Here is a 23,203-nt window from a genome sequence, read left to right as displayed (position 1 = left end):
GATTCCGCCTGCATGCGTCCACACTGCCGACTCCGGCATCCGGGCGTCGGCGTCTTTCCACAGGCGCGCGCGGGAGGAGGCCCACCGACCTCACGAGGACGCACTCGATCGACGATGACGCATCGCATGAGCAACGATCGAGTGCGTCCTCGGCGATCGTGTGCGTCCCCACCGAACCACCACCCGCGCGCCCGTTCCCCCGCAGCCGCGGCAGGCCGGACTCCCCCGCGTCAGGACACGCGCGGTTCGGGCAGCAGGGCCCGCGTCATGCGCACGATGCGCGCGGGCGTGCGGGCGCCGAGCCAGACCGTGCACACCGGGTCGTCTCCGCACGCCCACTCGGCGCACCAGGCGTGGATCGCCTGCGCGAGACGCTCGCCGCGCGGCCGCAGCCCACCCTCGAGCGAGCGGTCGAGCCAACTCACCCGCCCGTCGCGGGCGTCGATGACGCCCACCTGATCCGACCCGCACACCTCGACCAGCACCGTCAGGTGCGCGGCGGGAGAGAGGGCGGCGGCGATACGCCGCATCTCGGGGAGGTTCCGCGCGTCACCGCCGAGCAGCACAGCACCCTCGAGATCACACCAGCGGCCCCCGTCGGGGCGGCGCAGCGAAACGGCATCCGAGCTCATGACGATCAACTTAGGTCACCCTTACTTCGAGGACAAGACCCCGGATGCCGACGCGCCGGGGTTCGCATCCGATCCACGGGCGCGCGGGGTTAGGGTCGAACGCATGTCCCCCGAGCTCGTCGCCTCTCGCAGCGCCGACCTCGACGCCCGCATCGTCGCCGATTCGCGGGATCGGGTCGCCTGGATCCGGGCCCGTTCGCGCGGGATCACGGCCACCGACGTCGCCACGTTGACGAGCCACAACGCCATCTCGCGCGCCGCGGATGCCAAGCTCATGGGCTCGAACTTCTCGGGCAACGCCTTCACTGCGCACGGCCGTCGGCGCGAACCCGAGATCGCCGCGTGGGTCGCGGCGACCCACGGCATCCGCCCTTCGTCGGCGCTGTATCACGCGGTCGTCGAGAAGCGTCACCTGGCCACCCCCGACGGCGTCGTCGTCGACGGCGAGGGGCGCATCATGCTCGCCGAGATCAAGACGACGAACAAGGCGTGGCGCTCGATCCCCCGTACGTACATGCGCCAGATCTGGTGGCAGCAGCACGTGCTCGGCGCGGAACGCACGCTCGTCGCCTGGGAGCAGCACGACGCTTTCGTCCCCGTCGGCGACGAGCCGCGCTGCCAGTGGATCGACCGCGACGAACGCGAGATCGCGAAGCTCGTGGGCCTGGCGACCTCGCTCATCGACGAGCTCTATCACCGCACCATGCAGACGCGTCAGCCGCGCCCCGAACCCGTGCGGACGGAACCGACCGAGAGGTACCGCGCCCTGGCGCTCCTCGATTAATAGTTGACGCAAGTCAAGCATCAGGCGTATCGTTGACGTTAGTCAACTAACGCGCCATCGTCGTCGCGGCATCCGTCCCCTCCGTGGAGTTCCGCATGACCACCTCCCCCACCACAGACACGCCCGCCCAGCGGCGCGTGCTCCCCGCCCTCATCGGGCTGCTGCTCGGCACCTTCGTGTCGATGCTCGCCTCGACCGTCGTCTCGACGTCGCTGCCGGTCATCGTGCACGACCTGTCGGGCGACCAGAACGCCTACACCTGGGTCATCACCGCGACCCTGCTCACCACCGCGATCTCGACCCCCATCTGGGGCAAGCTCGCCGACCTGTTCAACCGCAAGCTGCTCATCCAGATCGCCATCGCGATCTTCGTGCTCGCCACGGCCGCCGCCGGCTTCGCGCAGGACACGAACATGCTGATCGCCTTCCGCGCCGTGCAGGGCCTGGGTGCCGGCGGTCTCGCCGCCCTCAGCCAGGTCATCATGGCCGACATCATCAGCCCGCGCGAGCGCGGGCGGTACATGGGCCTGTTCGGCGCCGTCATGGCCGTGGCCACGGTCGGCGGCCCGCTGCTCGGCGGCGTCATCACCGACGCCTTCGGCTGGCGCTGGAACTTCTTCGTCGCCCTGCCCTTCGCCGTCGTGGCCCTGCTCATCCAGCAGCGCACCCTGCACCTGCCGGCGCGAGCGAAGCGCAAGGTGAAGATCGACTACCTGGGCATCGTGCTGCTCTCGACCGCGGTCTCGCTCATCCTCATCTGGGTGACCAACGCCGGAAAGACCTTCGACTGGGCCAGCGTCGAGACCGCCGTCATGGTCGGTGGAGCCGTGCTCGCCGCCGTTCTGTTCGTCGTCGTCGAGCTGCGTTCCTCCGAGCCCCTCGTGCCGCTCACCCTGTTCCGCGACGCCACCTTCACTCTGGCGACGATCGCGTCGATCGCGACGGGACTGGCGATGTTCGGCACCTCCGTCTTCCTGAGCCAGTACATGCAGATGGCGCGGGGCGCCACACCCACCCAGGCCGGCGTCATGACCATCCCGATGATCGCGGGCCTGCTGATCTCGTCGATCGTCGTGGGCGCGCTCATCTCGCGTCACGGGCACTGGAAGCCGTTCCTCATCGCCGGCGGCGTGCTGCTGATCGCCGGATCGTTCCTGCTGTCGACGATCCACTACGACACGAACTTCGCGCTGGTCTCGGTCTACATGGCCCTGCTCGGCGCCGGTGTCGGCATGACGATGCAGAACCTCGTGCTCATCGTGCAGAACACGGCCAACCCCACCCAGATGGGCGCGGCGAGTTCGGGCGTGACGTTCTTCCGCAGCCTCGGCGGCACCATCGGCGTGTCGGTCATGGGCGCCGCCCTCGCCAGCATGGCGGCGAGCCTGTTCACCGACCGAGCCGACGAGCTGAAGACCGCGATCATGGGTCTCGGCGCCGACGGCGCCGCGGTGGCCCAGTCCCTGCAGTCGGGCACCATCCCACAGGTGTCGGCCCTCCCCGACACCGTCCGGGTCATCGTCGAGGACATCTACGCGCAGTCGATCGCGCACTCGTTCCTCATCGCCGTTCCGGTGGCCGTGGTGAGCCTCATCGCCATCCTGTTCCTCCCCAACCGGCCCCTCACCCGCATGACGACGACCGAGCGCGTCGCCGCGAGCGAGGCCGACTTCGCCACCGTCTCGGTTCCCGCCGGCATGGCGACGCTCGCCGCGACGGGATCCATCACGACCCCGGATGCCGCTGCCTCGCGCCGCGCACGCCGTGGCGCCGAGATGGGAGAGGATGACTGACGTGATGAGCGAATCGAACGATGACCGCCGCGAGGCCGTCCAGGCCCTGGAGTCGTCGTTCTCGGAGCTCATGACCGTGTTCCGCCGCTTCGTCTCCGAAGCGGCGGAACGCGTGAGTCCCGGGATGCTCCCGGCCACCTTCAAGGCCCTCTCCGTCGTCAGCAGGTTCGGCCCGCTCACGCTCTCGGCTCTCGCCGAACGGCTCTCGGCCGACAAGGGCTTCCTCAGCCGATCGATCAGCGAGCTGGAAGAGCTGGGCCTGGTGACCCGCACACCCGATCCGAACGATCGCCGCTCGCGCCTCATCGCGGTGACCGAGGTCGGGCACGCGCGGCTCGCCGACGCCCGCGCCCCGCACGAGAGTCGCCTGTTCGAGGCGATGGCCGATTGGTCGGTGGCCGACATCCGCCACCTGTCGACCCTTCTGCACGCGCTCGCGGTCGGCGAGTCCCCCGCACAGGATCGCTAGCCTTCGCGACACGGTGACCCGGGTGTAACACCGCGGAGACAATGGCGCGCTTGACTGGTCGCGTCGCGGCGGAGTCGCCGTGCATGCGACCGCACGCGAGAGAGAGCGCCCGATGAGATCCCGATCGACGCGTCCCGAGACCGCCATCGAACCCGCGCCGGCGGTCCCCGAGACGATGCGGGCGGCGGTGTTCGACGCTCCGGGCCTGGCAGACGTGCTGCACCTCGCCGACGTCGCCGTGCCCTCTCCCGTGCTGAGCGAGGTGCTGGTGCGGGTCGTGGCCGCCGGCATCAACCCGATCGACGCCAAGACCCGCGCCGGACGCGGCCTGTCGGGCGCGATCGACTCCTGGCCGGCTGTGCTGGGTCTCGACGTCAGCGGGGTGGTGGTACGCGCGCCGTTCGACGCGCACCCGTTCCCCGTCGGCACCGAGGTCTACGGCATGGCCGCCGCCCCCCGCACCCCGGGGGCGTACGCCGAGTACGTCGTCGTGCCCACCCTGTCGCTGGCGCGCAAGCCCGCCGATCTCTCGCACGTCGAGGCCGCGGGCGTGCCCGTCGCCGCCCTGACCGCGTGGGGCCTGGTCGTCGAGACCGCGCTCGCCCACCAGGGCCAGCGCATCCTCGTGCACGCCGGCAGCGGAGGGGTGGGGCACTTCGCGGTGCAGTTCGCCGCGTACTTCGGCGCGCACGTCATCGCGACGGGCTCCGGCCGCAACCTCGAGTGGCTCCGCGAGCTCGGCGCCGCCGAGGTGGTCGATTACACCTCGACCCGCTTCGAAGACGTCGTCTCGCCGGTCGATGTCGTGATCGACCTCATCGGCAACGTCGCCGACGACACCGGCACGCGCTCACTCGAGGTGCTGCGCCCCGGTGGACTGCTGATCGAGGTGCCCACCGGAGCCTGGCCGGGCTTCCGCGAGGCGGCCTCGGCCCGCGGCATCCGATCGACCGACTACAAGACCATCCCCGACGGCGCCGCCCTCGCCACCATCGGCCGCCTGCTCGACTCGGGCGCCGTCCGCGTGTTCATCGACCGGGTCTTCGACCTCGACGATGTCGCCGCCGCGCACACGGAGCTCGAACGCGGGCACACCCGCGGCAAGATCGTGCTGCACGTCAGCGACGACTGAGCTCACCCCGCCGCCAGCACGCGCCGTCCCTCGGCCACGACCTCGTCGGCCACGTCGTCGAGCAGGTCGGAGGTGAGGTTCCACTGCTGCCAGTACAGCGGCACGTCGAGGGGGTCGTCGCCGAGGGGCACGAGCGATCCGTCGGCCAACCCCGCCGCCGACTGGAAGCTCGGCAGCAACCCCCACCCGAGCCCCAGCTCGACCGCGGTGGCGAAGTCCTGCGATGCCGGAACCCGATGCCGCGGGGGCGCTGCCGCCGCCACGCCCCGGCGCGCCAGCCACTGCGTCTGCAGGTCGTCGCGACGGTCGAAGTCGACGACGGGCGCCGCGGCGAGAGCCCCGGCATCCACACCCTCGGGGAACCAGCGGCGCGAGAACCCCGCCGTCGCCACCGCCTCGTACCGCAGCACACCGAGAGGTCGTACCCGACACCCGGCGAGCGGGGTCTCACGCGACGTGACCGCCGCCATGACCGTGCCCGACTCGAGCAGGCCCACCGTGAAGTCCTGGTCGTCGCGGTGCAGGTCGAACACCACCGCGCGTCGCTCGGCCACCCGGGCCAGCGGCGGCAGGAACCACGTGCCCATCGAGTCGGCGTTCACCGCCAGGGGAAGGGATGCCACGACACCGCCCTCCGCACCGATCGCCGCCAGAGCGTCGTGCTCGAGCAGCGCGAGTTGGCGTGCGAGGCGCACGACGGCGTCGCCCGCCTCGGTCGTGCGCACCGGCTTAGATCGCACCAGGACGACGCGTCCGAGCTGGTCTTCGAGGGCCCGCACGCGCTGACTCACCGCGGAGGGGGTCACGTGCAGACGCCGTGCCGCGGCATCGAGGGTCCCCTCCTCGACGACGACGGCGAGGGTGCGAGCGAGATCGAGTGGAATTGACATGAAGCGAGGCTAATGGTCCATCAGAATCTTGAGCTGGTCTTCTCGAGAACGTCGCCTTAGCGTCGAGACGTGCTCACCCCCCTCCTCGCCGGCCTCGGCCTCGGCCTCTCACTCATCGTCGCCATCGGGGCGCAGAACCTCTTCGTGCTGCGCCAGGGCGTCCGGCGCGAACATCTGCTCGCGGTGGTCGCGGTGTGCGCGGTATCGGATGCCGTGCTGATCCTGCTCGGCGTCTCCGGCGTCGGACTCGTGCTGCAGGCGGTCCCCTGGCTCATCGTCGTCGTGCGGTGGGCGGGCGCGGCGTTCCTCGTCGGTTACGGCCTGCTGGCAGCCCGGCGGGCGCTGCGTCCGAGCGGCGAGACCCTGCGCGTCGACGCCGCCCCGGCGGCATCCGCTTCGCCCGCCGAGACCGGGCGCACGACCGTGACGGCCCGTCCCGCACGCACGACGCTCGCCGCGACCGTGCTCACCTGCCTCGCCCTCACCTGGCTCAATCCGCACGTCTACCTCGACACGGTGTTCTTGCTCGGCTCGGTCGCGACCACGCACGGCGACGGGCGGTGGGCGTTCGCGCTCGGCGCGTGCCTCGCCAGCCTCGCGTGGTTCTCGCTCCTCGGCTTCGGGGCGCGGTACCTCGGTCGGTGGCTCGACACGCCCCGCGCCTGGCGCATCCTCGACGCGATCATCGCGGTCGTGATGTTCGCCATCGCGGTCTCGCTCGTGCTGCCGCACTGAGCCGGCGCGCGTGGACCGACGGGCACCGCGTGCACGAGAATGGCCCGATGCGAACGGTGACGATCAGGGTGCACGGCCGCGTGCAGGGTGTCGGCTTCCGCTACGCGCTGCAGGCCGAGGCCGAGCGGCTCGGGGCCCGCGGCTGGGTGCGCAACCGCCGCGACGATTCGGTCGAAGCCCTCGTCGAGGGTGACGACGCGACGGTCGACGCCGTCCTGGCGTGGGCCCAGGCGGGTCCCCCGTCGGCCCGCGTCGACGGGGTCGACGTGCACGAGGGCGGCGGCGCGGCTCCGCGCGGGTTCGAGATCCGCGCGACGGCTTAGACCGGCACGCCCGCCCGCAGCTCCGCCAGCACGTCGGCGGCGTCGTCGAGACGCGCGAGGCCCGCGGCCTGTCCCGCCCACAGCGACACCAGGTCGGCGTCTCCCGACGCCGTGGCCGCCGCGCGGAACGCACCGGTGAGCCAGTTCTGCGCGGGGAACGGGGCGATCATGCCGCCGGCCTCGAGCTCGCGCATCGCCCGGTTCGGGATGCCGCGCGCCAGTCGCCCGCTCATCGCCCGCGTCAGCACCGTGTCGGTGTCGGCCGCGGCGGCGATCGCCGCGCGGTGCCCCGCGGTCGCGGCGGACTGCCTCGTGCGCAGGAACGCCGTGCCGACCTGCACGCCGTCGGCCCCCAGCGCGAACGCCGCGGCGACTCCGCGGCGATCGGCCACACCGCCCGCCGCGATGACGGGGACACTCACCGCGTCGACGACCTGCGGCACCAGCGCGAACGTGCCCACGAGCGAGTGGGCCGGGTCGGCGAGGAACGACACACGGTGCCCCGCGGCCTCGGCCCCCGTCGCGACGACGGCATCGACCCCCGCATCCCCGAGCGCCACCGCCTCGGCGACCGAGGTGGCGGTGCCGATCACGCGGATGCCGAGAGCTCGCGCGCGGGCGAGGGTCTCGGCATCCGGGACCCCGTACACGACGCTCAGCACATCGGGGCGCGCATCGAAGACGGCCTCGAGCTGGTCGGCGATCGGCGTGAGGTACGCGGCGGGAACGACGGGCGGGGCGATGCCCGCGGCGGCGAAGAGCTGCTCGGCGGCCCGCAGGAACGGTGCGACGTCGACGTCGGTCGGAGTCACTCGTCGCCGCGCGGCAGCCACAGGTTCACCGCCACGGGACGCGGCGTGGCAGCCCGAAGGGCGGAGATCGTGTCGCGGATACGTTCCGGCGTGTAGCCGTAGAGGCCGAACGAGCCGAGGCCTCCCCCATCGCTGACCGCCGCCGTCAACGCGATCGACGAGAGCCCGCCGAAGGGGCCGAGAACGACGGGCGAATCGATGCCGAGCAGGTTCTCGAGGCGGCGCATGGATCCACGCTACTCCGGGAGTTCCGACGTCCCAGTCGGATCGGGGCCGTCGAGGGGGTGCAGCAGGCGGTTCAGGAAGCGACGCGTGCGCTCCTTCTTCGGCGCGCGGAGCAGATCCGCGGGGGCGCCCCGCTCCACGATCACGCCCTCGTCGAAGAACAGGACCTCGTCGGCGACCTCGCGGGCGAAACCGAGCTCGTGCGTGACGATGACCATCGTCCAGCCCTCGTTCGCGAGTTCCCGCAGCACCGTCAGCACCTCGCCGACGAGTTCGGGGTCGAGAGCGCTCGTCGGCTCGTCGAAGAGCAGCAGCTGCGGTTGCAGCGCCAGGGCTCGGACGATGCCGACGCGCTGCTGCTGGCCGCCCGAGAGTTCCGACGGGTAGGCGTCGCGCTTCTCGGCGAGGCCGACACGGGCCAAGAGCGTCTCGGCGCGGGCGATCGCGTCGGCCTTCGGCACGCCGTGCGCCTGGATGGGCCCCTCGGTGACGTTCTGCAACACCGTGAGGTGCGGAAAGAGGTTGTGGTGCTGGAACACCATCGCCGATCGGTCGCGCAGAGCCGTGCGATCGGCCTTCGACACCTTGGGCGCCGAGAAATCGACGACCGGACCGCCGTCGAACGCCACCACTCCGGCATCCGGGGTCTCGAGACCGTTCAGGCAGCGCAGTACCGTCGTCTTGCCCGACCCCGAGGGACCGATCAGCACCAGCACGTCACCGCGCCGCACCGACAGGTCGACGCCTTCGAGAACGCGGTTGTCGCCGAAGCTCTTCTCGAGACCCGCGACCTGCAACAACGGGGCGTCAGTGGGCGACATGGCGGTCCAATCTCTTCTCGAGAGCGTTCTGCCCGAACGACAGCACCAGGCAGAACAGCCAGTAGATGAGCGCGGCCTCGAGGTACACCGCCATGAACTCGTACGAGAACGCGGCGATGTTCTGGGCCTGGCGGAACAGCTCCGACACGAGGATGAGCGACGCCAGTGAGCTGTCCTTCACGAGCGAGATGAACGTGTTCGACAGGGGCGGCACGGACACCCGCGCGGCCTGCGGGAGGATGATGCGGGTCAGCGTCTTTCGGTGCGAGAGGCCGACGGTGTGCGCCGCCTCCCACTGCCCGCGCGGGACCGACAGGATCGCGGCGCGGATCACCTCGGCCGCGTACCCGCCGACGTTCAGCGAGAAGGCGATGACGGCCGCGGGAAACGGGTCGATGACGACACCGATCGCGGGGAGGCCGTAGAAGATCACGAACAGCTGCACCAGCAGCGGCGTGCCGCGGATGACCGAGATGTAGAACCGCGCGAAGCCCGAGAACACGACGTTGCGCGACAGACGCAGCAACGCCATCGCGAGCGCCAGAGCGAGCCCGATCGCGAACGAGGCCAGCGACAGGGGGATGGTGCCCGTGAGGCCCGCCAGCAGCATGGGCCAGAACGAGTCGAGCATCAGCGTCCAGATGTCGTTCATGGGCCTCCTTTCTCCGGTGGGCTCGGGGCCCGACTCCTCGCACGCGCGTTCGCACACGCCGACGCGGACCGTCCGCCTCCCACGCTAGAGGGGGAAGGCGGACGATCCGCGGGGGTTTACAGCCGGGTGTTACTGGGTGACGTCGGCGCCGAAGTACTTCTGGCTGATCTCGGCGAGCGTGCCGTCGGCGCGCAGCTCCTCGAGGGCGCCGTCGACGGCCTCGGCGAGCATGTCCTGACCCTTCTTGAACGCGAAGGCGCTCTCGGAGGTGTCGTCGGTCTCGGCGGCGATCTTCAGGCCCGTCGGGCTGTTGGTCTTCTCGTAGTCGAGGTAGGTCAGCTGGTCGTTGATCGTGGCCTCGACGCGACCCTGCTTCAGCAGCGCGACGGCCTGCGCCCAACCCTCGACGGCCTCGACCTGCGCGCCGCTGTCGGTGGCGAGCTCGTACCAGTTGCTCGTGAGCGACTGGGCGGTGGTCTTGCCCGAGAGGTCGGCGAAGCTCGAGATCGCGCTGTCGTCCTCGTTCGTGACGATCACGCCACGCGACACCGTATACGGCGCGCTGAAGGTGTACTTCTCCTGGCGCTCGGGGTTGATCGACACCTGGTTGGCGATGACGTCGAAACGACCGGCATCCAGGCCCGCGAAGATCGCGTCCCACTGGGTCTCTTGGAACTTGACCTGCAGACCCAGCTTGTCGGCGACGGCCTTCGCGATCTCGACGTCGAAACCGGTCAGATCGCCCGCGCCCTCGTGGAACGAGAACGGGCGGTAGGTGCCCTCGGTGGCGACGGTGAGGGTGCCGTCCGAGATGAGGCCGAGATCGGCTCCCGCTCCGGGCGTGGCCTCGGACGACGCACCGCCGCTGCATGCGGTCAGCGCGAGGGCGCTGAGGCCCAGGGTGGCGGCGAGGACGGTCAAACGACGACGGGGCATAGCTGTTCCTGACATGGGTGATGTGGGGACAAGTGATGGGGGGGAGGGCGCGGTGAGCGCCCCTCAGCACAACACGTTCACCCGCAGGACTCTTCCCGGATGACGCCGTGTTGCACGTCCGTGCACGCGAAAGCCCCGCCGGCACGAGACGCAGCGGGGCTTTCGGTGACGGATGTCAGGCGAGGACGTTGACGTCCAGCGGGATGCCGGGGCCGAACGTGGTCGACACCGCACCCTTCTGGATGTAACGGCCCTTCGAGCTCGACGGCTTGAGGCGGACGATCTCCTCGAGCGCGGCGGCGATGTTCTCGTCGAGCTGCTCGGCCGAGAACGACGCCTTGCCGACGACGAAGTGCACGTTGGCGTGCTTGTCGACGCGGAACTCGATCTTTCCGCCCTTGATCTCCTCGACGGCCTTGGCCGGGTTGGGGGTCACGGTGCCGGTCTTGGGGTTCGGCATGAGGCCGCGGGGTCCGAGGACCTTACCGAGGCGTCCGACCTGGCCCATGAGCTCGGGCGTGGCGACGGCCGCGTCGAACGACGTGTAGCCGGCGGCGACCTTCTCGATGAGCTCGGTGCCACCGACCTCGTCGGCGCCGGCGGCGAGAGCCGCTTCGGCCGCGGGGCCGTTGGCGAAGACGATGACGCGCGCGGTCTTACCCGTGCCGTGGGGCAGGATGACCGTGCCGCGGACCATCTGGTCTGCCTTACGGGGGTCGACCGAGAGCTTCAGCGCGACCTCGACGGTCGAGTCGAACTTCTTCGAGCCGGTCTCCTTCGCGAGGGCGACGGCCTCGGTCGGGGTGTAGAACGTGTCGGCCGCGATCTTCTCAGCAGCGGCGCGGAATGCCTTGGACTTGGTAGCCATTGTTATCTCCCTCAGTCCTCGACCGTGATGCCCATGGAACGGGCGGTGCCGGCGATGATCTTCGAGGCGGCCTCGATGTCGTTCGCGTTCAGGTCGGGCTGCTTCGTGGTGGCGATCTCGCGAACCTGGTCCTTGGTGAGCTTGCCCACCTTGACCGTGTGAGGCGTCGACGAGCCCTTGGCCAGGCCGGCCGCCTTCTTGATGAGCTCCGCCGCGGGCGGGGTCTTCAGGACGAACGTGAAGCTGCGGTCTTCGTAGACCGTGATCTCAACGGGGATGACGTTGCCGCGCTGGGCTTCGGTCGCCGCGTTGTAGGCCTTGCAGAACTCCATGATGTTGACGCCGTGCTGACCGAGCGCCGGACCGATGGGCGGCGCGGGGTTGGCCGCGCCCGCCTTGATCTGGAGCTTGATCAGGCCGGTCACCTTTTTCTTGGGTGCCATATCCTTTTCCTCTCTCGAGCGGGGGCCTCGCGGCTCCCTCTCTCCCGCGCATCCGGCGGTTCCGGACAGCGGTCATCGTCGTGCTGACGCACGAGCAACCTTCTCATCATACGCCATGGCGCCGGCATCCCGCGTCTTCTCCTGGCGCGCGCAGTCGCCCGCGCGGTCGCCCTCCAGCCGCGTCTCGCGGGTCGCCGCTCGCCGCGGTTTCGGTCGCCCCGCCGGCGCGATTGCGCCGTCCGCTCGGCGCCCCGCCCCGCCTCGCCTCGCCTCGCCCCGCCCCACCGCACCGCACCGCACCGCACCGCACCGCACCGCATAAACGCTCATCCTGCGCATAACCGCGAAGGCAGCGTGTTTACGCGCAGGATCGGCGTTTATGCATCGGGAGGGGCGGCAGTTGTCCACAGGCCGCACACGACCTGCCGGCCGACCTGCCACCCTCGCCGAATGGATGCCATCCCCCGATCGCTGCGTGAATCGCCGGTGCACCTCTTCCGTGCGTCGAGCCTGCTGGGCACCGCCCCGTATCCGTCGCGTGATGCGAGCCTCTACAAAGTACGGCCCGGCGTCTACGCCGCCCGGGACGCGTGGAACGCGCTCGAACCCTGGGACCGCTACCTCGCCCGCGTGCACGCCTTCGCGCTGGTTCGCGCCGATGCCGTGTTCTCGCACGAGTCGGCCGCATCGCTGCTCGGGCTGCCGACGTTCGGCCACCCTCGCAACATCCACATCTTCGACACGCGGCGTTCACGCTCGGTGGCGTACGGCGATGTCACGGCGCACACGAGCGCCGATGCGCGATCCGTGCAACGGGTCGGCGGCATCCATCTCACGACCGTCGAAGACCTGGTCGTCGATCTCGCGCGCGTTCTGCCGCCGGCGTTCGGTCTCGCCGTCGCGGATGCGGCGCTCCGCGACTCCTCCCTCTCGCGCGAAGAGTTGATCGATCACGCCGCGGCGCAACGGAACACGTTCCGGGTGAGGCGCGTGGAATGGGTGCTGACTCGGGCCACCCCGCTCGCGGAGTCGGCGGGAGAATCCCTCAGCCGAGCGGTCATCGAGTGGTGCGGATTCCCCGCGCCGACGCTCCAGATGACGCATCGTCTCGAGGGGCGGGCGTATCGCTCGGACTTCAGTTGGCCGGAGCAGAAGGTCATCGGCGAATCAGATGGGTGGCTCAAGTACGGCGGCGATGATCCCGTAGCGGCCGCCGAGGCCGTTCGCGCCGAGAAGCGCCGCGAAGACAGCTTTCGGCGTGCCGGTTGGCGTGTCGCCCGGTGGGATTACGCGGGGGCGCTCGGCGCAGACGGACTACGCGCGGCTCTCGCCGCTGCCGGGCTCGCGCCGTCGCGCCGCGCCGACCCCGCTGCTCTGGCGTCGGTGGGGCGAAATCCGCGCTCGTGGTGATCCTGCGCCGGGCATAAACGCCGATCCTGCGCATAAACGGTCGGGCAGCGCGTTTACGCGCACGATCGGCGTTTATGCGAGGGGTGCGACGGTGCGCGGAACGACGAACGCCCCGCCGGCCGGAGCCGAGCGGGGCGTTCGTGCGACGCCGGAGGCGTCAGAGCATCTTGGTGACCTGGTCGAACGACAGCTCGACCGGGGTCTCGCGCTCGAAGAGCGACACGAGCACGGTGAGCTTGCCGCTCTCGGGCTTGATCTCGCTGATCGTGCCGGGTAGGCCCGCGAACGAGCCTTCCTTGATCGTGATGGTCTCGCCGGTCTCGAAGTCGACCTCGGCGGGGATGACGCGCGCCGTGGTGGGCGAACCCTTGGCGGCACCCGACTTCGAGGGAGCGGCTTCCTTGACCTCGACGAGGCTCTTCAGCATGTTGAAGGCCTCTTCGAAACGCAGCGGGGTCGGGTTGTGGGCGTTGCCCACGAAGCCGGTGACACCGGGCGTGTGACGCACGACCGACCAGGTGTCTTCGTTGAGGTCCATGCGCACCAGCACGTAGCCGGGGATGCGCACGCGCGTGACCATCTTGCGCTGGCCGTTCTTGATCTCGACGACGTCCTCCATGGGGACCTCGACCTGGTAGATGTCGTCCTCGACCTCGAGCGTCGACTTGCGCTGCTCGATGTTGGCCTTCACCTTGCGCTCGAACCCGGCGTAGGAGTGGATGACGAACCACTTGCCGGGGAGCGAGCGGAGCTCGGCGCGGAAGGCGTCGTAGGGGTCGACGTCGTCGTCTTCGGCATCGGCGTCATCGAGATCGATGGGGGCCTCGGCGGCGTCGGCGGGCGACTCGGAGGCCTCGACCTCGTCGACCACACCGGCGGCGGTGGCGACCTCGTCGACGAAGTCCTCGTCGAGCACGGGGGCGTCGGGCTCGCCGTTGACGTCGGGACCGTCGTAGGGGGTGACCTCGTCGGCAGCCTCGGCGGCCTCTTCGGCCTGCTCCTCGGCGAGAGCGTCGTTGAGCACCTCGGCGGCGGCCTCGGCCTCGCTGGTCTCGTCGATCTCGAGAGCGTCGTTCACGATCGCGTCCGCCTCCGGGTCGGTGATGTCGATGTCGCCGAGGTCGGCGTCATCGGTGTCGGTCTCGTCGTCGACGATGTGGATGGCAGCGTGCTCGGCCGAGTCGGAGGCGTGCTCCTGCGAGGCCAGCACGTTGCCCTCCTGGGCTTCGTCATCCTCGCTCGACTGCTCGGCCGCGGTGGCCCAATCGGCGTCGTCGACATATCTTTCAGACACTGTGATCTCTTCCGTTCAGAGGCGGCCGCTCTTGGCGCCGCGCGTCCGCCCAGACGCCGGTCAGGCGCCGGCGGTACCGGGGACGCCGAAGACGGCGGTGGTGATCCACACGAACAGCACGTCGAGGCCGTAGACGATCGCCATCATGACAACGACGAACCCGAGGACGACGGCGGTGAACTTGAGCAGTTCCTGCCGCGTCGGGGTGACGACCTTGCGGAGTTCCGCGAAGACCTGACGGATGAAGAGAGCGATCCGCGCGAAGAAGTTGAGCTTCTTCTCGCGGGGCGCGCCGCGATCAGCGACGACTTCGCCCTTCGTCTCGTCCTGCGTCATCGAACCACCTAGGTCTCTGTCTGTGCCAGCGTGCGCTGTGCGCAGGGCGGACAGGAATCGAACCTGCAACCTGCGGTTTTGGAGACCGCTGCTCTGCCAATTGAGCTACCGCCCTAAGATCCCGAGGGATCCAGGATTCGAAACCGACATGCGCACGCCTGGAATCTCTCGGGGAGGATGCCGAGTGCCCGGGGGCACGGCGAAAGAATGCAGATTTCGACTGCACTCCCCAGTCTATGTCATGTCCCCCGACGAGGCGAACCGGGCCGGGGGACGCGACATCGGTCAGGCCGTGCGGATGAGCTTCTTGTTCACGAACTCGTCGGCCGCGAGAAGGCCCATCTCGCGGGAGGTGCCGCTGCGCTTCACTCCGCCGAACGGCAGCTCCGGCGAGTCGGCGAGCACGACGTTGACGTAGACCATTCCGGCCTCGATCTGATCGGCGATGCGCTGGGCCTGCTCGGCATCCGTGGTGAACACGTACGAGCCCAGGCCGTATCCGGTGTCGTTGGCGATCGCCACGGCCTCGTCTTCGCCCGAGACCCGGTAGACGGTGCCGACGGGTCCGAAGAACTCCTCGCCGTAGGCGTCCATCTCGGGCGTCACACCGGTGAGGACGGTGCCCGGGTAGAAGGCACCGTCGCGGGTGCCGCCGACCTCGACGGTCGCGCCCTGGGCGATCGCTCGCTGCACCTGCTCGTCGAGGCGTTCCGCCGCGGCCAGCGACGACAGCGGACCGAGCACGGTGTCGTCGGCGAACGGGTCGCCGACCTTGGCCTCGCCGAGCGCGGCCGAGAACTTCTCGACGAACGCGTCGTACAGGTCGTCGACGACGAGGAACCGCTTCGCTCCGTTGCACGACTGCCCGTTGTTGTCGAGGCGCGCGTCGACGGCGGCCTGCACGGCGGCGTCGAGGTCGTCGGTGGAGAGCAGGATGAACGGGTCGGAGCCACCGAGCTCCAGCGCGACCTTCTTGAGGTGGCGGCCGGCCAGCTCGGCCACGGCCGAGCCCGCGCGCTCGGAGCCCGTCACCGACACTCCCTGCACGCGACGGTCGGCGATGATCGTCGCCGCCTGGTCGTTGGTCGCGCGGATGTTGATGTAGGCGCCCTCGGGGAAGCCCGCGTCGCTGTAGATCGACTGCAGGGCTTCGGCCGACTCGGGGCACTGGGGAGCGTGCTTGAGCAGGATGGTGTTCCCGACCGCGAGGTTCGGGGCGGCGAAACGGGCGACCTGGTAGTACGGGAAGTTCCACGGCATGATGCCGAGCAGCACGCCGAGACCGGAGCGCCGGATGACCGCGGAGCCCTCGCCGAGGATGTCGATGGGGGTGTCGCCGGTGATCTTGTCGATGTTGTCGGCGTAGTACTCGGTGATGTCGGCCGCGAAGTCGACCTCGCCGAGCGCCGCCTCGAGGGGCTTGCCCATTTCGCGCACGATGATCGCGGCGAGGTCGTCGCGGCGGTCGCGGTGCAGCTGCGCCGCCCGGCGGAGGGCCTCGGCGCGCTCGGCCGGGGCCGTGCGCGACCACGCGCGGTAGCCGTCGTGAGCGGAGGCGATCGCGCTCTGCACTCCTTCGTCGGACAGCGTGTCGTACTCGGCGAGGGTCTCACCGGTGGCGGGATTGACGACGGCGTAGTCGCTCATGGTGCTCCTTTTCGTTTCGTTGTCAGGACGTGCGGCGACGGCGGGCGCTGGCGGGCGCCTCGCGTCCCAGGGTCTCACCGCGGAAGAAGGCGGGGCTGGCGATGCGCTGGGCGATCATCAGAACCACGCCGACCACGATGATCACGACGGTGATGACGAAGACCAGTCCGACGCCGGCGATCTGCGAGCCGGAGCCGTAGTCAGGGCTCGCGCTGTCGATGAGGGTGGTGACGAACAGCACGGCGAGAATTCCCCCGCCCACGAGCGGGGCCAGCAGCGTCAGCAGGACGTTGCGCACCGAGTCGAACCACTGCTTGCGGAAGTACCAGACGCACGCGAAGGCGGTGAGCCCGTAATAGAAGCAGATCATCGCGCCGAGGGCCGTGATGGTGTCGGTCAGCACGTTCTCGCTGAGCACGCGCATGATCGCGTAGAACGCCGAGGCGACGACCGCCGAGACGATCGTGGCGTAGCCCGGGGTGAAGAACCGCGGGCTCACCTTCGCGAACTTCTTCGGCAGGGCGTCGTAGTGCGCCATGGCCAGCAGGGTCCGCGCGGGCCCCACGAAGGTGGCCTGGAGCGAGGATGCCGAGCTGGTGAGGACCGCGAGGGACACGAGGAACGCGAGGGGCCCGAGGATGGGTCCCGACAGGTGGAAGAAGACGTTCTCCTGGATGTCGGGGTTGCCCAGGCCCAGCTCCCCCGTGCCGTTTCCCGCGAACATCAGCAGGGCGACGGCGATGACCAGGTACAGCGCCACGATGAGGAAGACCGTGACGGTGGCCGCGCGGCCCGGGGTGCGGTCGGGGTCCTTCGTCTCTTCGTTCATGGTGAGGATGACGTCCCATCCCCAGAAGATGAAGATCGACAGCGACAGACCGGCGGCGAAGGCGCTGAACGAGGGCACCTCGAAGGGGTTGAACCACGACAGCTGCACGGGGCTGGGGTCGACGGCGTTGCCGTTCATCGTCTCCACGACCGCCGCGCCCGCGAAGACGAGCAGCACGAGGATCTGGAAGCCGACGAGGCCGTACTGCAGGCGCTGGGTGGTCTGCAGGTCGCGGTACGACACCACCGTGGCCAGGAACATGAACACCAGGCACACCGCGATGTTGATCGGGACGACGCGGGTGAGCTCCGCGATCTCGGCGTTGCCGCTGAGCTGGGCGATCAGCAGGAAGAGGAAGTCCACCGCGATGCCGGCGAGGTTGGAGAGCACGATGACGGTGGCGGCCACCAGACCCCACCCGGCCATCCAGCCCACCCAGGGGCCGAAGGCCCGCGCCGCCCAGGTGAACGAGGTGCCGGCATCCGGCATCCGGGAGTTCAGTTCGCGGTAGCCGAGGGCCACCAGCAGCATCGGGATGAAGCCGACGAGAATGATCGCGGGAACCTGGAACCCGACCGCCGAGACCGTCGGACCGAGTGCCCCGGTGAGCGTGTACGCCGGGGCGATGGTGGAGATGCCGATGACGACGGCGCCGATCATCCCGATCGAGCCGACGCGCAGGCCCTTGTTGGAGATGCCGGTGGTGACGGGGCTGTCGGGTGCGGGGCTCGCGCCGTTGCGGGAGGTGGTCATGAGGCCTCCGAGGTGCGGGGCACCACGATCATGGGAACGGGAAGGGCCCGCAGGATGCGTCCTGCGGTGGAGCCGAGGAACAGGCGCCGGGGCTGGGCGAGCCGGCTGGAACCGACCAGGGCGACCTCGCCCGGCATCCACTCGATGCGCCCGACGGCGTCTTCGATGTCGGAGCCGGCGCCCACCACCGCGTGGGCCTCGATCTCGGGCGGGAGCGCGGCGCGAACGGTCTCGAGCACCTCCTCGGCGTGGGCCTGTCCGGTCAGACGGGTCAGCCCGGCGTCGACGCGGGCGGGGAGGTCGACGCCCGCGAGCGAGAGCAGCCGGAGCGGTGCCTGCGCGCGGGCCGACAGGGATGCCGAGGACTCGAGCAGCACGTCGGCACCCGGCCGCGTGCCGATCGCCGCGGTGATGCGCGGAAGACCCGCGTCGACGGCGATGTCGCGCGCGCCCTCGGGGGCCAGGGCCACCGGGACGGGAGCGGCGTGCACGAGCTCTTCGGCGGTGGTGCCGAGGCGGTGCCGACCGCGTGGTCCCCCACCTCCGGTGCCGACGACGATGAGGCCCGCGTCGAACTCCTCGGCGGCGGCGACGAGTCCGGCTGCCACCCCGTGCGCGGGACGCACGTGGCCCCGGATGCCGGATCCCCCGACCCGCGCGAGACCGTCGCGCAGCCAGCCGCGTGCCGTGTCGGCGACGAGCCGGTCGTAACCGGCGTCGGCGGGGATCGAGACGTTGTTCTCGGCCGCGGGCAGCACGATCACCGCGTGGACGGGCGCGTCGAGGGCGTTCCCGAGCCGCGCCGCGAGGGCGAGGGCGTCGGCACCCGCCTCGGTGGCGGTGTAGCCGACGACGATCGCGGAACTCATCCGCGCGTCCGCTCGAGGATCTCCTGCGCCGCGCGGTGACCCTGGCGGATCGCGCCGTCGACGTGCTGGTAGCCCGCGCCGGCCATGTCGCTGCACGCGACGTGGATCGCGCCGACGGGCTCCCGCAGGTCGGCGCCGTAGCGGTGGAGACCGCCGAGGTCGAAGCTCGCGGCGTAGGCGCCGCGCGTCCACTCCTCGGTGCCCCAGTCGCTCTCGTAGTAGACGACCGTGTTCTTCGCCTCGGGCCCGTAATAGTGCGAGAGCGACTCGAGGATGCGCTCCTTGCGCTCCTCGGCGCTCAGACGGAACAGGTCGTCGGCGTTCTGGTCGGACACGAAGCCCACCAGCGTGCCGCGCTCGTCACCGTGGTTGGTGTTGTCGTAGGCCTCGTGCACCAGCTCGTAGGGGCTGAACGCGGTGCCCGACTGACCCTGCGCGCGCCAGAACGGCGTCTCGTAGACGGCGTGCACCTTGATGACGAAGCCCATCGAGATGTGCTGGTGCATCTGGTGCTGGAGCCGGGGCAGGGGCGGCTCGAACGAGATGCGGGGGTAGAGCACGGGCGCGAGCGCCAGGATGGCGAAGCGGGCGCGCACGGTCAGGCCATCGGCGATGACGGTGACTCCCGCGGCGGAGGCTTTCGCGGCCTCGACGCGAGCGGTCAGAGCGCGCAGCTCGTCGACCCGCTGCCCCGTCGCCGAGTCCGCAGCGCGGTCGGGCGCGGCCGAATCGGCACCCCAGATGATGCGGCGCACCGGCTGGTTGAGGAAGACGTCGTCGCCGAGACGCTCGGCGAGCAGTTCGGGCACCGCCTGCAGGCCACCGGCGACGCGCTTGTCGAGGATGAAGTCGGCGTCGACGAGGTGCGAGTACGAGCCCGCCGATGCCGCCATGAGCAGCGACTGCAGCAGCGAGAAGGTGTGGGTCGGCTTGGTGAGCATCGCCGAGCCGGTGGCGAAGGCGAGGTTGCGGACGGCCTCGTCGTCGTCGGTCTGCTGACGCAGCCAGGCGTCCCACGAGACCGTGTCCCACTCGGCGGCGTTCGGGTGCTCCCAAGGACGGTCGGGGTCGATCTCGGCGACCATGGCGTCCAGGCGCACGGTGATCTCGTCGATGATCTTCTCGGTCGAGGCGGCCACCGGGAACATCTCGCCGGTGAAGCGCTTCGCTTCGCCGTCGGCTCCGACGTACACGCTGTCGCCCTCGCGGTAGCGGCTGTAGGTCGTGAGTCCGAGCTCCTCGACGGTGTCGATGAGCGCCTGCTGGTCGGGCGAGACCCACTGACCGCCGAGCTCGAGCATCGCGCCCTCGACCACGTCGGTCCACAGGCGCCCGCCCACGCGGTCGCGCGCCTCGAGGACGGCGACCGAGAGGCCGGCCTTGCGCAGGTCGTTGGCGGCGGTGAGACCGGCGGCGCCGGCTCCGATGACGACGACGTCTCGGGTGATCTCGTCCATGGAAGCTTCCTTACTTGTCGTTCGCTCGGGAATGTCGTGGGTGGTCCCGACGGCGGCGGGTGTGCGCATGCTCCTCCGCCACCGCCGGGACGAGTGTCAGTTGCGCGACAGGGCGGCCGCGACGACGTCGAGGCCTTCGTTCAGCAGCTCGTCGCCGATCGACAGCGGCGGCAGGAACCGGATGACGTTGCCGTAGGTACCGCACGTGAGCACGATCACTCCCTCGGCGATCGCGGCCTTCGCCACGGCCGAGGTGAGGGCGGCGTCGGGGGCTCCGGTGGTGGGGTCGACGAACTCGGCCGCGATCATCGCGCCGTGGCCGCGCACGTCGCCGACGCGCGGGTCGTTCGCCTGCAGCTCGTGCAGACGGCGCGTGAGCAGCTCGCCGATCTGCTGCGCGCGCTCGAGGAACCCCTCGTTCTCGAAGGCGTCGATGGAGGCCAGGGCCGCGGCGCAGGCGATCGGGTTGCCGCCGTAGGTGCCTCCGAGACCGCCCGTGTGGGTGGCATCCATGATCTCGGCGCGACCGGTGACGGCCGCCAGCGGCAGCCCGCCGGCGATGCCCTTGGCGGTGGTGACGAGGTCGGGGACGATGCCGAACAGCTCGCTCGCGAACATCGCGCCGGTGCGGGCGAAGCCCGACTGCACCTCGTCGGCGATGAAGACGACGCCGTTGTCGCGGCACCAGTCGACGATCGCGTTGAGGAATCCGTCGGCGGGGACGATGAAGCCGCCCTCGCCCTGGATGGGCTCGATGATGACGGCGGCGAGATTCTCGGCGCCGACCTGCTTCTCGATGAGCGAGATGGCCTTGGCCGCGGCCTCGGGGCCCGTCAATCCGTCGCGGAAGGGGTACGACAGGGGCGCGCGGTAGACCTCGGCGGCGAAGGGGCCGAAGCCGCTCTTGTACGGCATGTTCTTGGCCGTGAGCGCCATCGTGAGGTTGGTGCGGCCGTGGTACGCGTGGTCGAAGGCGACGACGGCCTGGCGGCCGGTGTGCTTGCGCGCGATCTTGACCGCGTTCTCGACGGCCTCGGCGCCGGAGTTGAACAGCGCGCTCTTCTTCTCGTGGTCGCCGGGGGTGAGACGGTTGAGCGCCTCGGCGACGGCGACGTACGAGTCGTACGGCGACACCATGAAGCACGTGTGGGTGAAGGCGGCGACCTGATCCTGGACGGCCTTGACGACGGCGGGGTGGGCGTTGCCGACGCTGGTGACCGCGATGCCCGCACCGAGGTCGATGAGGGAGTTGCCGTCGGCGTCGACGACGACTCCGCCGCCCGCGGCGACCGCGTGGATGGGGACGGTGTGGCCGACACCGGATGCCACGGCCGCGGCCTTGCGGTCGAGGAGCTCCTGCGAGCGGGGGCCGGGGATGGCGGTGACGAGGCGGCGCTCCTGGACGAGGGACGGACCGCCGACGGTGGGGAGGGTGTCGAGGCTCATGGCGGCGATGCTACGGATGCGGCGTCTCGGCCCGCACTCTCCCCCCTGTACAGTCGCTGGCACTGTCGTATACGTCTTGTACAGGAGGTCTGATGGCCGACACCGCCGTCGCCCCGCCGAGCCTGCGCGCCCTCTTGGCTCGAGCCGACCTCGGCCTGGGCCTGATCGTCGAGGAGGCCGCCCTTCCCGCCGGCAGCGTGGACCGCCCCGTGCGATGGGTGCACTCCAGCGACCTCGCCGATCCCACTCCGTTCCTCAGCGAGGGGCTGGTGCTGCTGACCACCGGCACCCAGTTCGCCGACGCGACCCCCGCCGACTACGAGGCCTACGTCGGGCGGCTGCTCGCCCGCGGGGTGCGGGCGCTGGGATTCGGCACCGAGGTCGTGCGCGACGGCATCCCCGCGGGGCTGACCGCCGCGTGCCTGGCCGCGGGGATGCCCCTGTTCGAGGTGCCCTACCGCACGCCGTTCATCGCCGTGGCCCGCGCCGGAGCCGAGGCGATCGCCGCCGACGCCTACGCCCGCCGCAGCTGGTCGCTCGCCGCCCAGCGGGCCGTCTCGCTGGCGGCGCTGCGCCCCGACGGTCTGGCCGCCACCCTCGCCGAGCTCTCGCGACAGCTCGACTGCTGGGTCGGCCTCTTCGACGCGGCCGGGGCCGTGCGCACCGAGTACCCCGTCGACGCCCTCGCCCCTGCGGCGCTCGACGCCGTGACGGCGGAGGTCACGACGATGCTGCACCGCGGCACGCGCGCCGCGTCGACCCTGCGGATCGACGGGACCGCGGTGAGCCTGCAGACCCTCGGCCGGGGCGGGCATCTGCGCGGCGCTCTCGCGATCGCCGCCGACGACCTCGACCACGAGGCCCGCAGCGTGGTGACGGCCGTGGTGGCGATGGCCGCCCTCGTCCTCGAGCAGCAGGATGGGCTGGGACGCGCGATCGGCACCTTCCGCGCGGGACTCGTGCAGTCGCTGTGCACCGACGACCCCGCTCTCGCCCGCCGCGCGTCGCGGGATCTGTTCGGCCCCCTTCCCACGGCCCCCGTGGTGGTGGCGCTCACCCCCGCCACGGCCGCGCGCTCCGGTGCGCTGGCCGAGTGGCTCGAGATGCGTGCGTCGGAACGGCGGGGGGAGCTGTTCTTCGGCCGGGGCGACGACGGGTTCGTCGTGGTCGTGCCCGCCGCGGCCCGAGGACTGCTCGACGAGATCGCGGACCGCTTCGAGATCGTCGTCGGATGCTCCGCCCCGACCGGGTACGAGGCGTTCTCGAGCGCTCTCGCGCAGGCGCGGACCGCGCGCGAGCGGCTCTCGACGCCCGGGGTCGCCGACTTCGCCGACACGGCGCGGGCGGGACTTCTCGCCGCGCTCGGCTCCGAAGCCGCCCGGAGCGTCGCCGCGGGGGTGCTGACGCCCCTGCGTGCGCACGACGAGGCGCAGGGCTCGGCGCTGCTCGAGACCGTCGACGCCTGGCTCACCCACGACTGCTCGCACGAGGCGACCGCTCAGGCTCTCGGCATCCATCGCCACACCGTGCGCGCGCGCATCGCTCAGGCCGAACGGGTGCTCGGGCGCGACCTGTCGTCGTTCGCGGCGCGGGCGGAGACCTGGACGGCGTTGCGTCTGGCCGAGTAGCGGCGCCGACGGCCGGTAC

General features: G+C 70.5%; 22 protein-coding genes, 1 tRNA gene and 1 pseudogene. 8 read left to right on the top strand and 16 right to left on the bottom strand.

Annotated features, from left to right (window positions below; genetic code table 11):
• Window positions 1-230 precede the first annotated feature (230 nt).
• Window positions 231-632 carry a hypothetical protein gene (locus IFR11_RS09190; RefSeq protein ID WP_055838811.1) on the bottom strand — a complete coding sequence of 134 codons (402 nt, stop codon included), beginning with the start codon at window positions 630-632 and terminating at the stop codon, window positions 231-233.
• A 103-nt stretch (window positions 633-735) separates the two neighbouring features.
• Here IFR11_RS09190 and IFR11_RS09185 point away from each other — a divergent pair, with 103 nt between their 5' ends.
• The 4 genes from IFR11_RS09185 (at window position 736) to IFR11_RS09170 (ending at window position 4,810) form a co-directional block, all read left to right on the top strand.
• The gene (locus IFR11_RS09185; RefSeq protein ID WP_191915952.1) at window positions 736-1,416 is read left to right on the top strand and encodes a YqaJ viral recombinase family protein; all 681 of its coding nucleotides are present in this window, start codon (window positions 736-738) and stop codon (window positions 1,414-1,416) included.
• A 95-nt stretch (window positions 1,417-1,511) separates the two neighbouring features.
• The gene (locus IFR11_RS09180) at window positions 1,512-3,209 is read left to right on the top strand and encodes an MDR family MFS transporter (protein WP_191915951.1); all 1,698 of its coding nucleotides are present in this window, start codon (window positions 1,512-1,514) and stop codon (window positions 3,207-3,209) included.
• 4 nt (window positions 3,210-3,213) lie between these two features.
• Complete coding sequence (locus tag IFR11_RS09175) at window positions 3,214-3,678, top strand: MarR family winged helix-turn-helix transcriptional regulator (protein ID WP_055939427.1); 465 nt, start codon at window positions 3,214-3,216, stop codon at window positions 3,676-3,678.
• Between the two features lie 112 nt (window positions 3,679-3,790).
• Window positions 3,791-4,810, top strand: coding sequence for an NADP-dependent oxidoreductase (locus IFR11_RS09170; protein WP_191915949.1), 1,020 nt, complete (start codon window positions 3,791-3,793; stop codon window positions 4,808-4,810).
• 2 nt (window positions 4,811-4,812) lie between these two features.
• Here the strand turns inward: IFR11_RS09170 and IFR11_RS09165 are convergent, their stop codons facing one another.
• Window positions 4,813-5,700 (bottom strand): LysR family transcriptional regulator ArgP, encoded by an 888-nt coding sequence (locus IFR11_RS09165; protein WP_055838823.1) that lies wholly within the window; start codon window positions 5,698-5,700, stop codon window positions 4,813-4,815.
• A 69-nt stretch (window positions 5,701-5,769) separates the two neighbouring features.
• Between IFR11_RS09165 and IFR11_RS09160 the strand changes: the two genes are divergently transcribed.
• Together IFR11_RS09160 and IFR11_RS09155 are read left to right on the top strand one after the other, a co-directional pair.
• Window positions 5,770-6,435: a LysE family transporter gene (locus tag IFR11_RS09160; protein ID WP_191915948.1), complete on the top strand. Its 666-nt coding sequence runs from the start codon at window positions 5,770-5,772 to the stop codon at window positions 6,433-6,435.
• 47 nt (window positions 6,436-6,482) lie between these two features.
• On the top strand, window positions 6,483-6,758 hold the full coding sequence (locus IFR11_RS09155) for an acylphosphatase (protein ID WP_191915947.1): 276 nt from the start codon (window positions 6,483-6,485) through the stop codon (window positions 6,756-6,758).
• On the opposite strand, the pseudogene IFR11_RS16620 reads toward IFR11_RS09155, so the two are convergent.
• From IFR11_RS16620 to rplK, 6 genes and pseudogenes are all read right to left on the bottom strand, one after another.
• Window positions 6,755-7,797, bottom strand: a pseudogene (locus IFR11_RS16620) (NAD(P)H-dependent flavin oxidoreductase). The gene IFR11_RS09155 and the pseudogene IFR11_RS16620 overlap by 4 nt on opposite strands.
• 9 nt (window positions 7,798-7,806) lie before the next feature.
• Window positions 7,807-8,616, bottom strand: a complete 810-nt coding sequence (locus IFR11_RS09145; protein WP_274604450.1) for an amino acid ABC transporter ATP-binding protein — start codon at window positions 8,614-8,616, stop codon at window positions 7,807-7,809.
• Window positions 8,603-9,268 (bottom strand): amino acid ABC transporter permease, encoded by a 666-nt coding sequence (locus IFR11_RS09140; protein WP_055838837.1) that lies wholly within the window; start codon window positions 9,266-9,268, stop codon window positions 8,603-8,605. Before IFR11_RS09140 ends, IFR11_RS09145 begins: the two co-directional genes overlap by 14 nt.
• A gap of 129 nt (window positions 9,269-9,397) precedes the next feature.
• Window positions 9,398-10,204 (bottom strand): amino acid ABC transporter substrate-binding protein, encoded by an 807-nt coding sequence (locus tag IFR11_RS09135; RefSeq protein ID WP_191915946.1) that lies wholly within the window; start codon window positions 10,202-10,204, stop codon window positions 9,398-9,400.
• A gap of 175 nt (window positions 10,205-10,379) precedes the next feature.
• Entirely contained in the window at window positions 10,380-11,072 is a 693-nt protein-coding gene (gene rplA / locus IFR11_RS09130; protein ID WP_055838843.1) for a 50S ribosomal protein L1, read from the bottom strand.
• A gap of 11 nt (window positions 11,073-11,083) precedes the next feature.
• On the bottom strand, window positions 11,084-11,515 hold the full coding sequence (rplK, locus tag IFR11_RS09125) for a 50S ribosomal protein L11 (protein ID WP_055838847.1): 432 nt from the start codon (window positions 11,513-11,515) through the stop codon (window positions 11,084-11,086).
• A gap of 450 nt (window positions 11,516-11,965) precedes the next feature.
• Here rplK and IFR11_RS09120 point away from each other — a divergent pair, with 450 nt between their 5' ends.
• The gene (locus IFR11_RS09120) at window positions 11,966-12,925 is read left to right on the top strand and encodes a type IV toxin-antitoxin system AbiEi family antitoxin domain-containing protein (protein WP_191915945.1); all 960 of its coding nucleotides are present in this window, start codon (window positions 11,966-11,968) and stop codon (window positions 12,923-12,925) included.
• A gap of 157 nt (window positions 12,926-13,082) precedes the next feature.
• On the opposite strand, the gene nusG is transcribed toward IFR11_RS09120, so the two are convergent.
• From nusG to gabT, 8 genes are all read right to left on the bottom strand, one after another.
• Entirely contained in the window at window positions 13,083-14,219 is a 1,137-nt protein-coding gene (gene nusG / locus IFR11_RS09115) for a transcription termination/antitermination protein NusG (RefSeq protein ID WP_055838853.1), read from the bottom strand.
• Between the two features lie 60 nt (window positions 14,220-14,279).
• Window positions 14,280-14,555 carry a preprotein translocase subunit SecE gene (secE, locus tag IFR11_RS09110; RefSeq protein ID WP_055838856.1) on the bottom strand — a complete coding sequence of 92 codons (276 nt, stop codon included), beginning with the start codon at window positions 14,553-14,555 and terminating at the stop codon, window positions 14,280-14,282.
• A 42-nt stretch (window positions 14,556-14,597) separates the two neighbouring features.
• A tRNA-Trp gene (locus tag IFR11_RS09105) sits at window positions 14,598-14,670 on the bottom strand.
• A 170-nt stretch (window positions 14,671-14,840) separates the two neighbouring features.
• A complete protein-coding gene (locus tag IFR11_RS09100) occupies window positions 14,841-16,202 on the bottom strand; it encodes an NAD-dependent succinate-semialdehyde dehydrogenase (RefSeq protein WP_191915944.1) in 1,362 nt (453 codons plus the stop codon).
• Between the two features lie 22 nt (window positions 16,203-16,224).
• Complete coding sequence (locus IFR11_RS09095) at window positions 16,225-17,784, bottom strand: APC family permease (protein WP_055838862.1); 1,560 nt, start codon at window positions 17,782-17,784, stop codon at window positions 16,225-16,227.
• Window positions 17,781-18,653, bottom strand: a complete 873-nt coding sequence (locus tag IFR11_RS09090) for a universal stress protein (protein WP_191915943.1) — start codon at window positions 18,651-18,653, stop codon at window positions 17,781-17,783. Before IFR11_RS09090 ends, IFR11_RS09095 begins: the two co-directional genes overlap by 4 nt.
• The gene (locus tag IFR11_RS09085) at window positions 18,650-20,110 is read right to left on the bottom strand and encodes a flavin monoamine oxidase family protein (RefSeq protein WP_191915942.1); all 1,461 of its coding nucleotides are present in this window, start codon (window positions 20,108-20,110) and stop codon (window positions 18,650-18,652) included. The genes IFR11_RS09090 and IFR11_RS09085 overlap by 4 nt, the downstream gene beginning before the upstream one ends.
• Before the next feature lie 96 nt (window positions 20,111-20,206).
• Window positions 20,207-21,556, bottom strand: a complete 1,350-nt coding sequence (gabT, locus tag IFR11_RS09080) for a 4-aminobutyrate--2-oxoglutarate transaminase (RefSeq protein WP_191915941.1) — start codon at window positions 21,554-21,556, stop codon at window positions 20,207-20,209.
• A gap of 92 nt (window positions 21,557-21,648) precedes the next feature.
• Between gabT and IFR11_RS09075 the strand changes: the two genes are divergently transcribed.
• Complete coding sequence (locus IFR11_RS09075) at window positions 21,649-23,184, top strand: PucR family transcriptional regulator (RefSeq protein ID WP_191915940.1); 1,536 nt, start codon at window positions 21,649-21,651, stop codon at window positions 23,182-23,184.
• The last annotated feature ends 19 nt before the right edge of the window (window positions 23,185-23,203 follow it).

The sequence above is a fragment of the Microbacterium sp. CFBP 8801 genome (assembly GCF_014839455.1).
In the GTDB taxonomy this organism is placed as follows: domain Bacteria; phylum Actinomycetota; class Actinomycetes; order Actinomycetales; family Microbacteriaceae; genus Microbacterium.
This window is presented reverse-complemented; position numbering and strand designations above follow the sequence as displayed.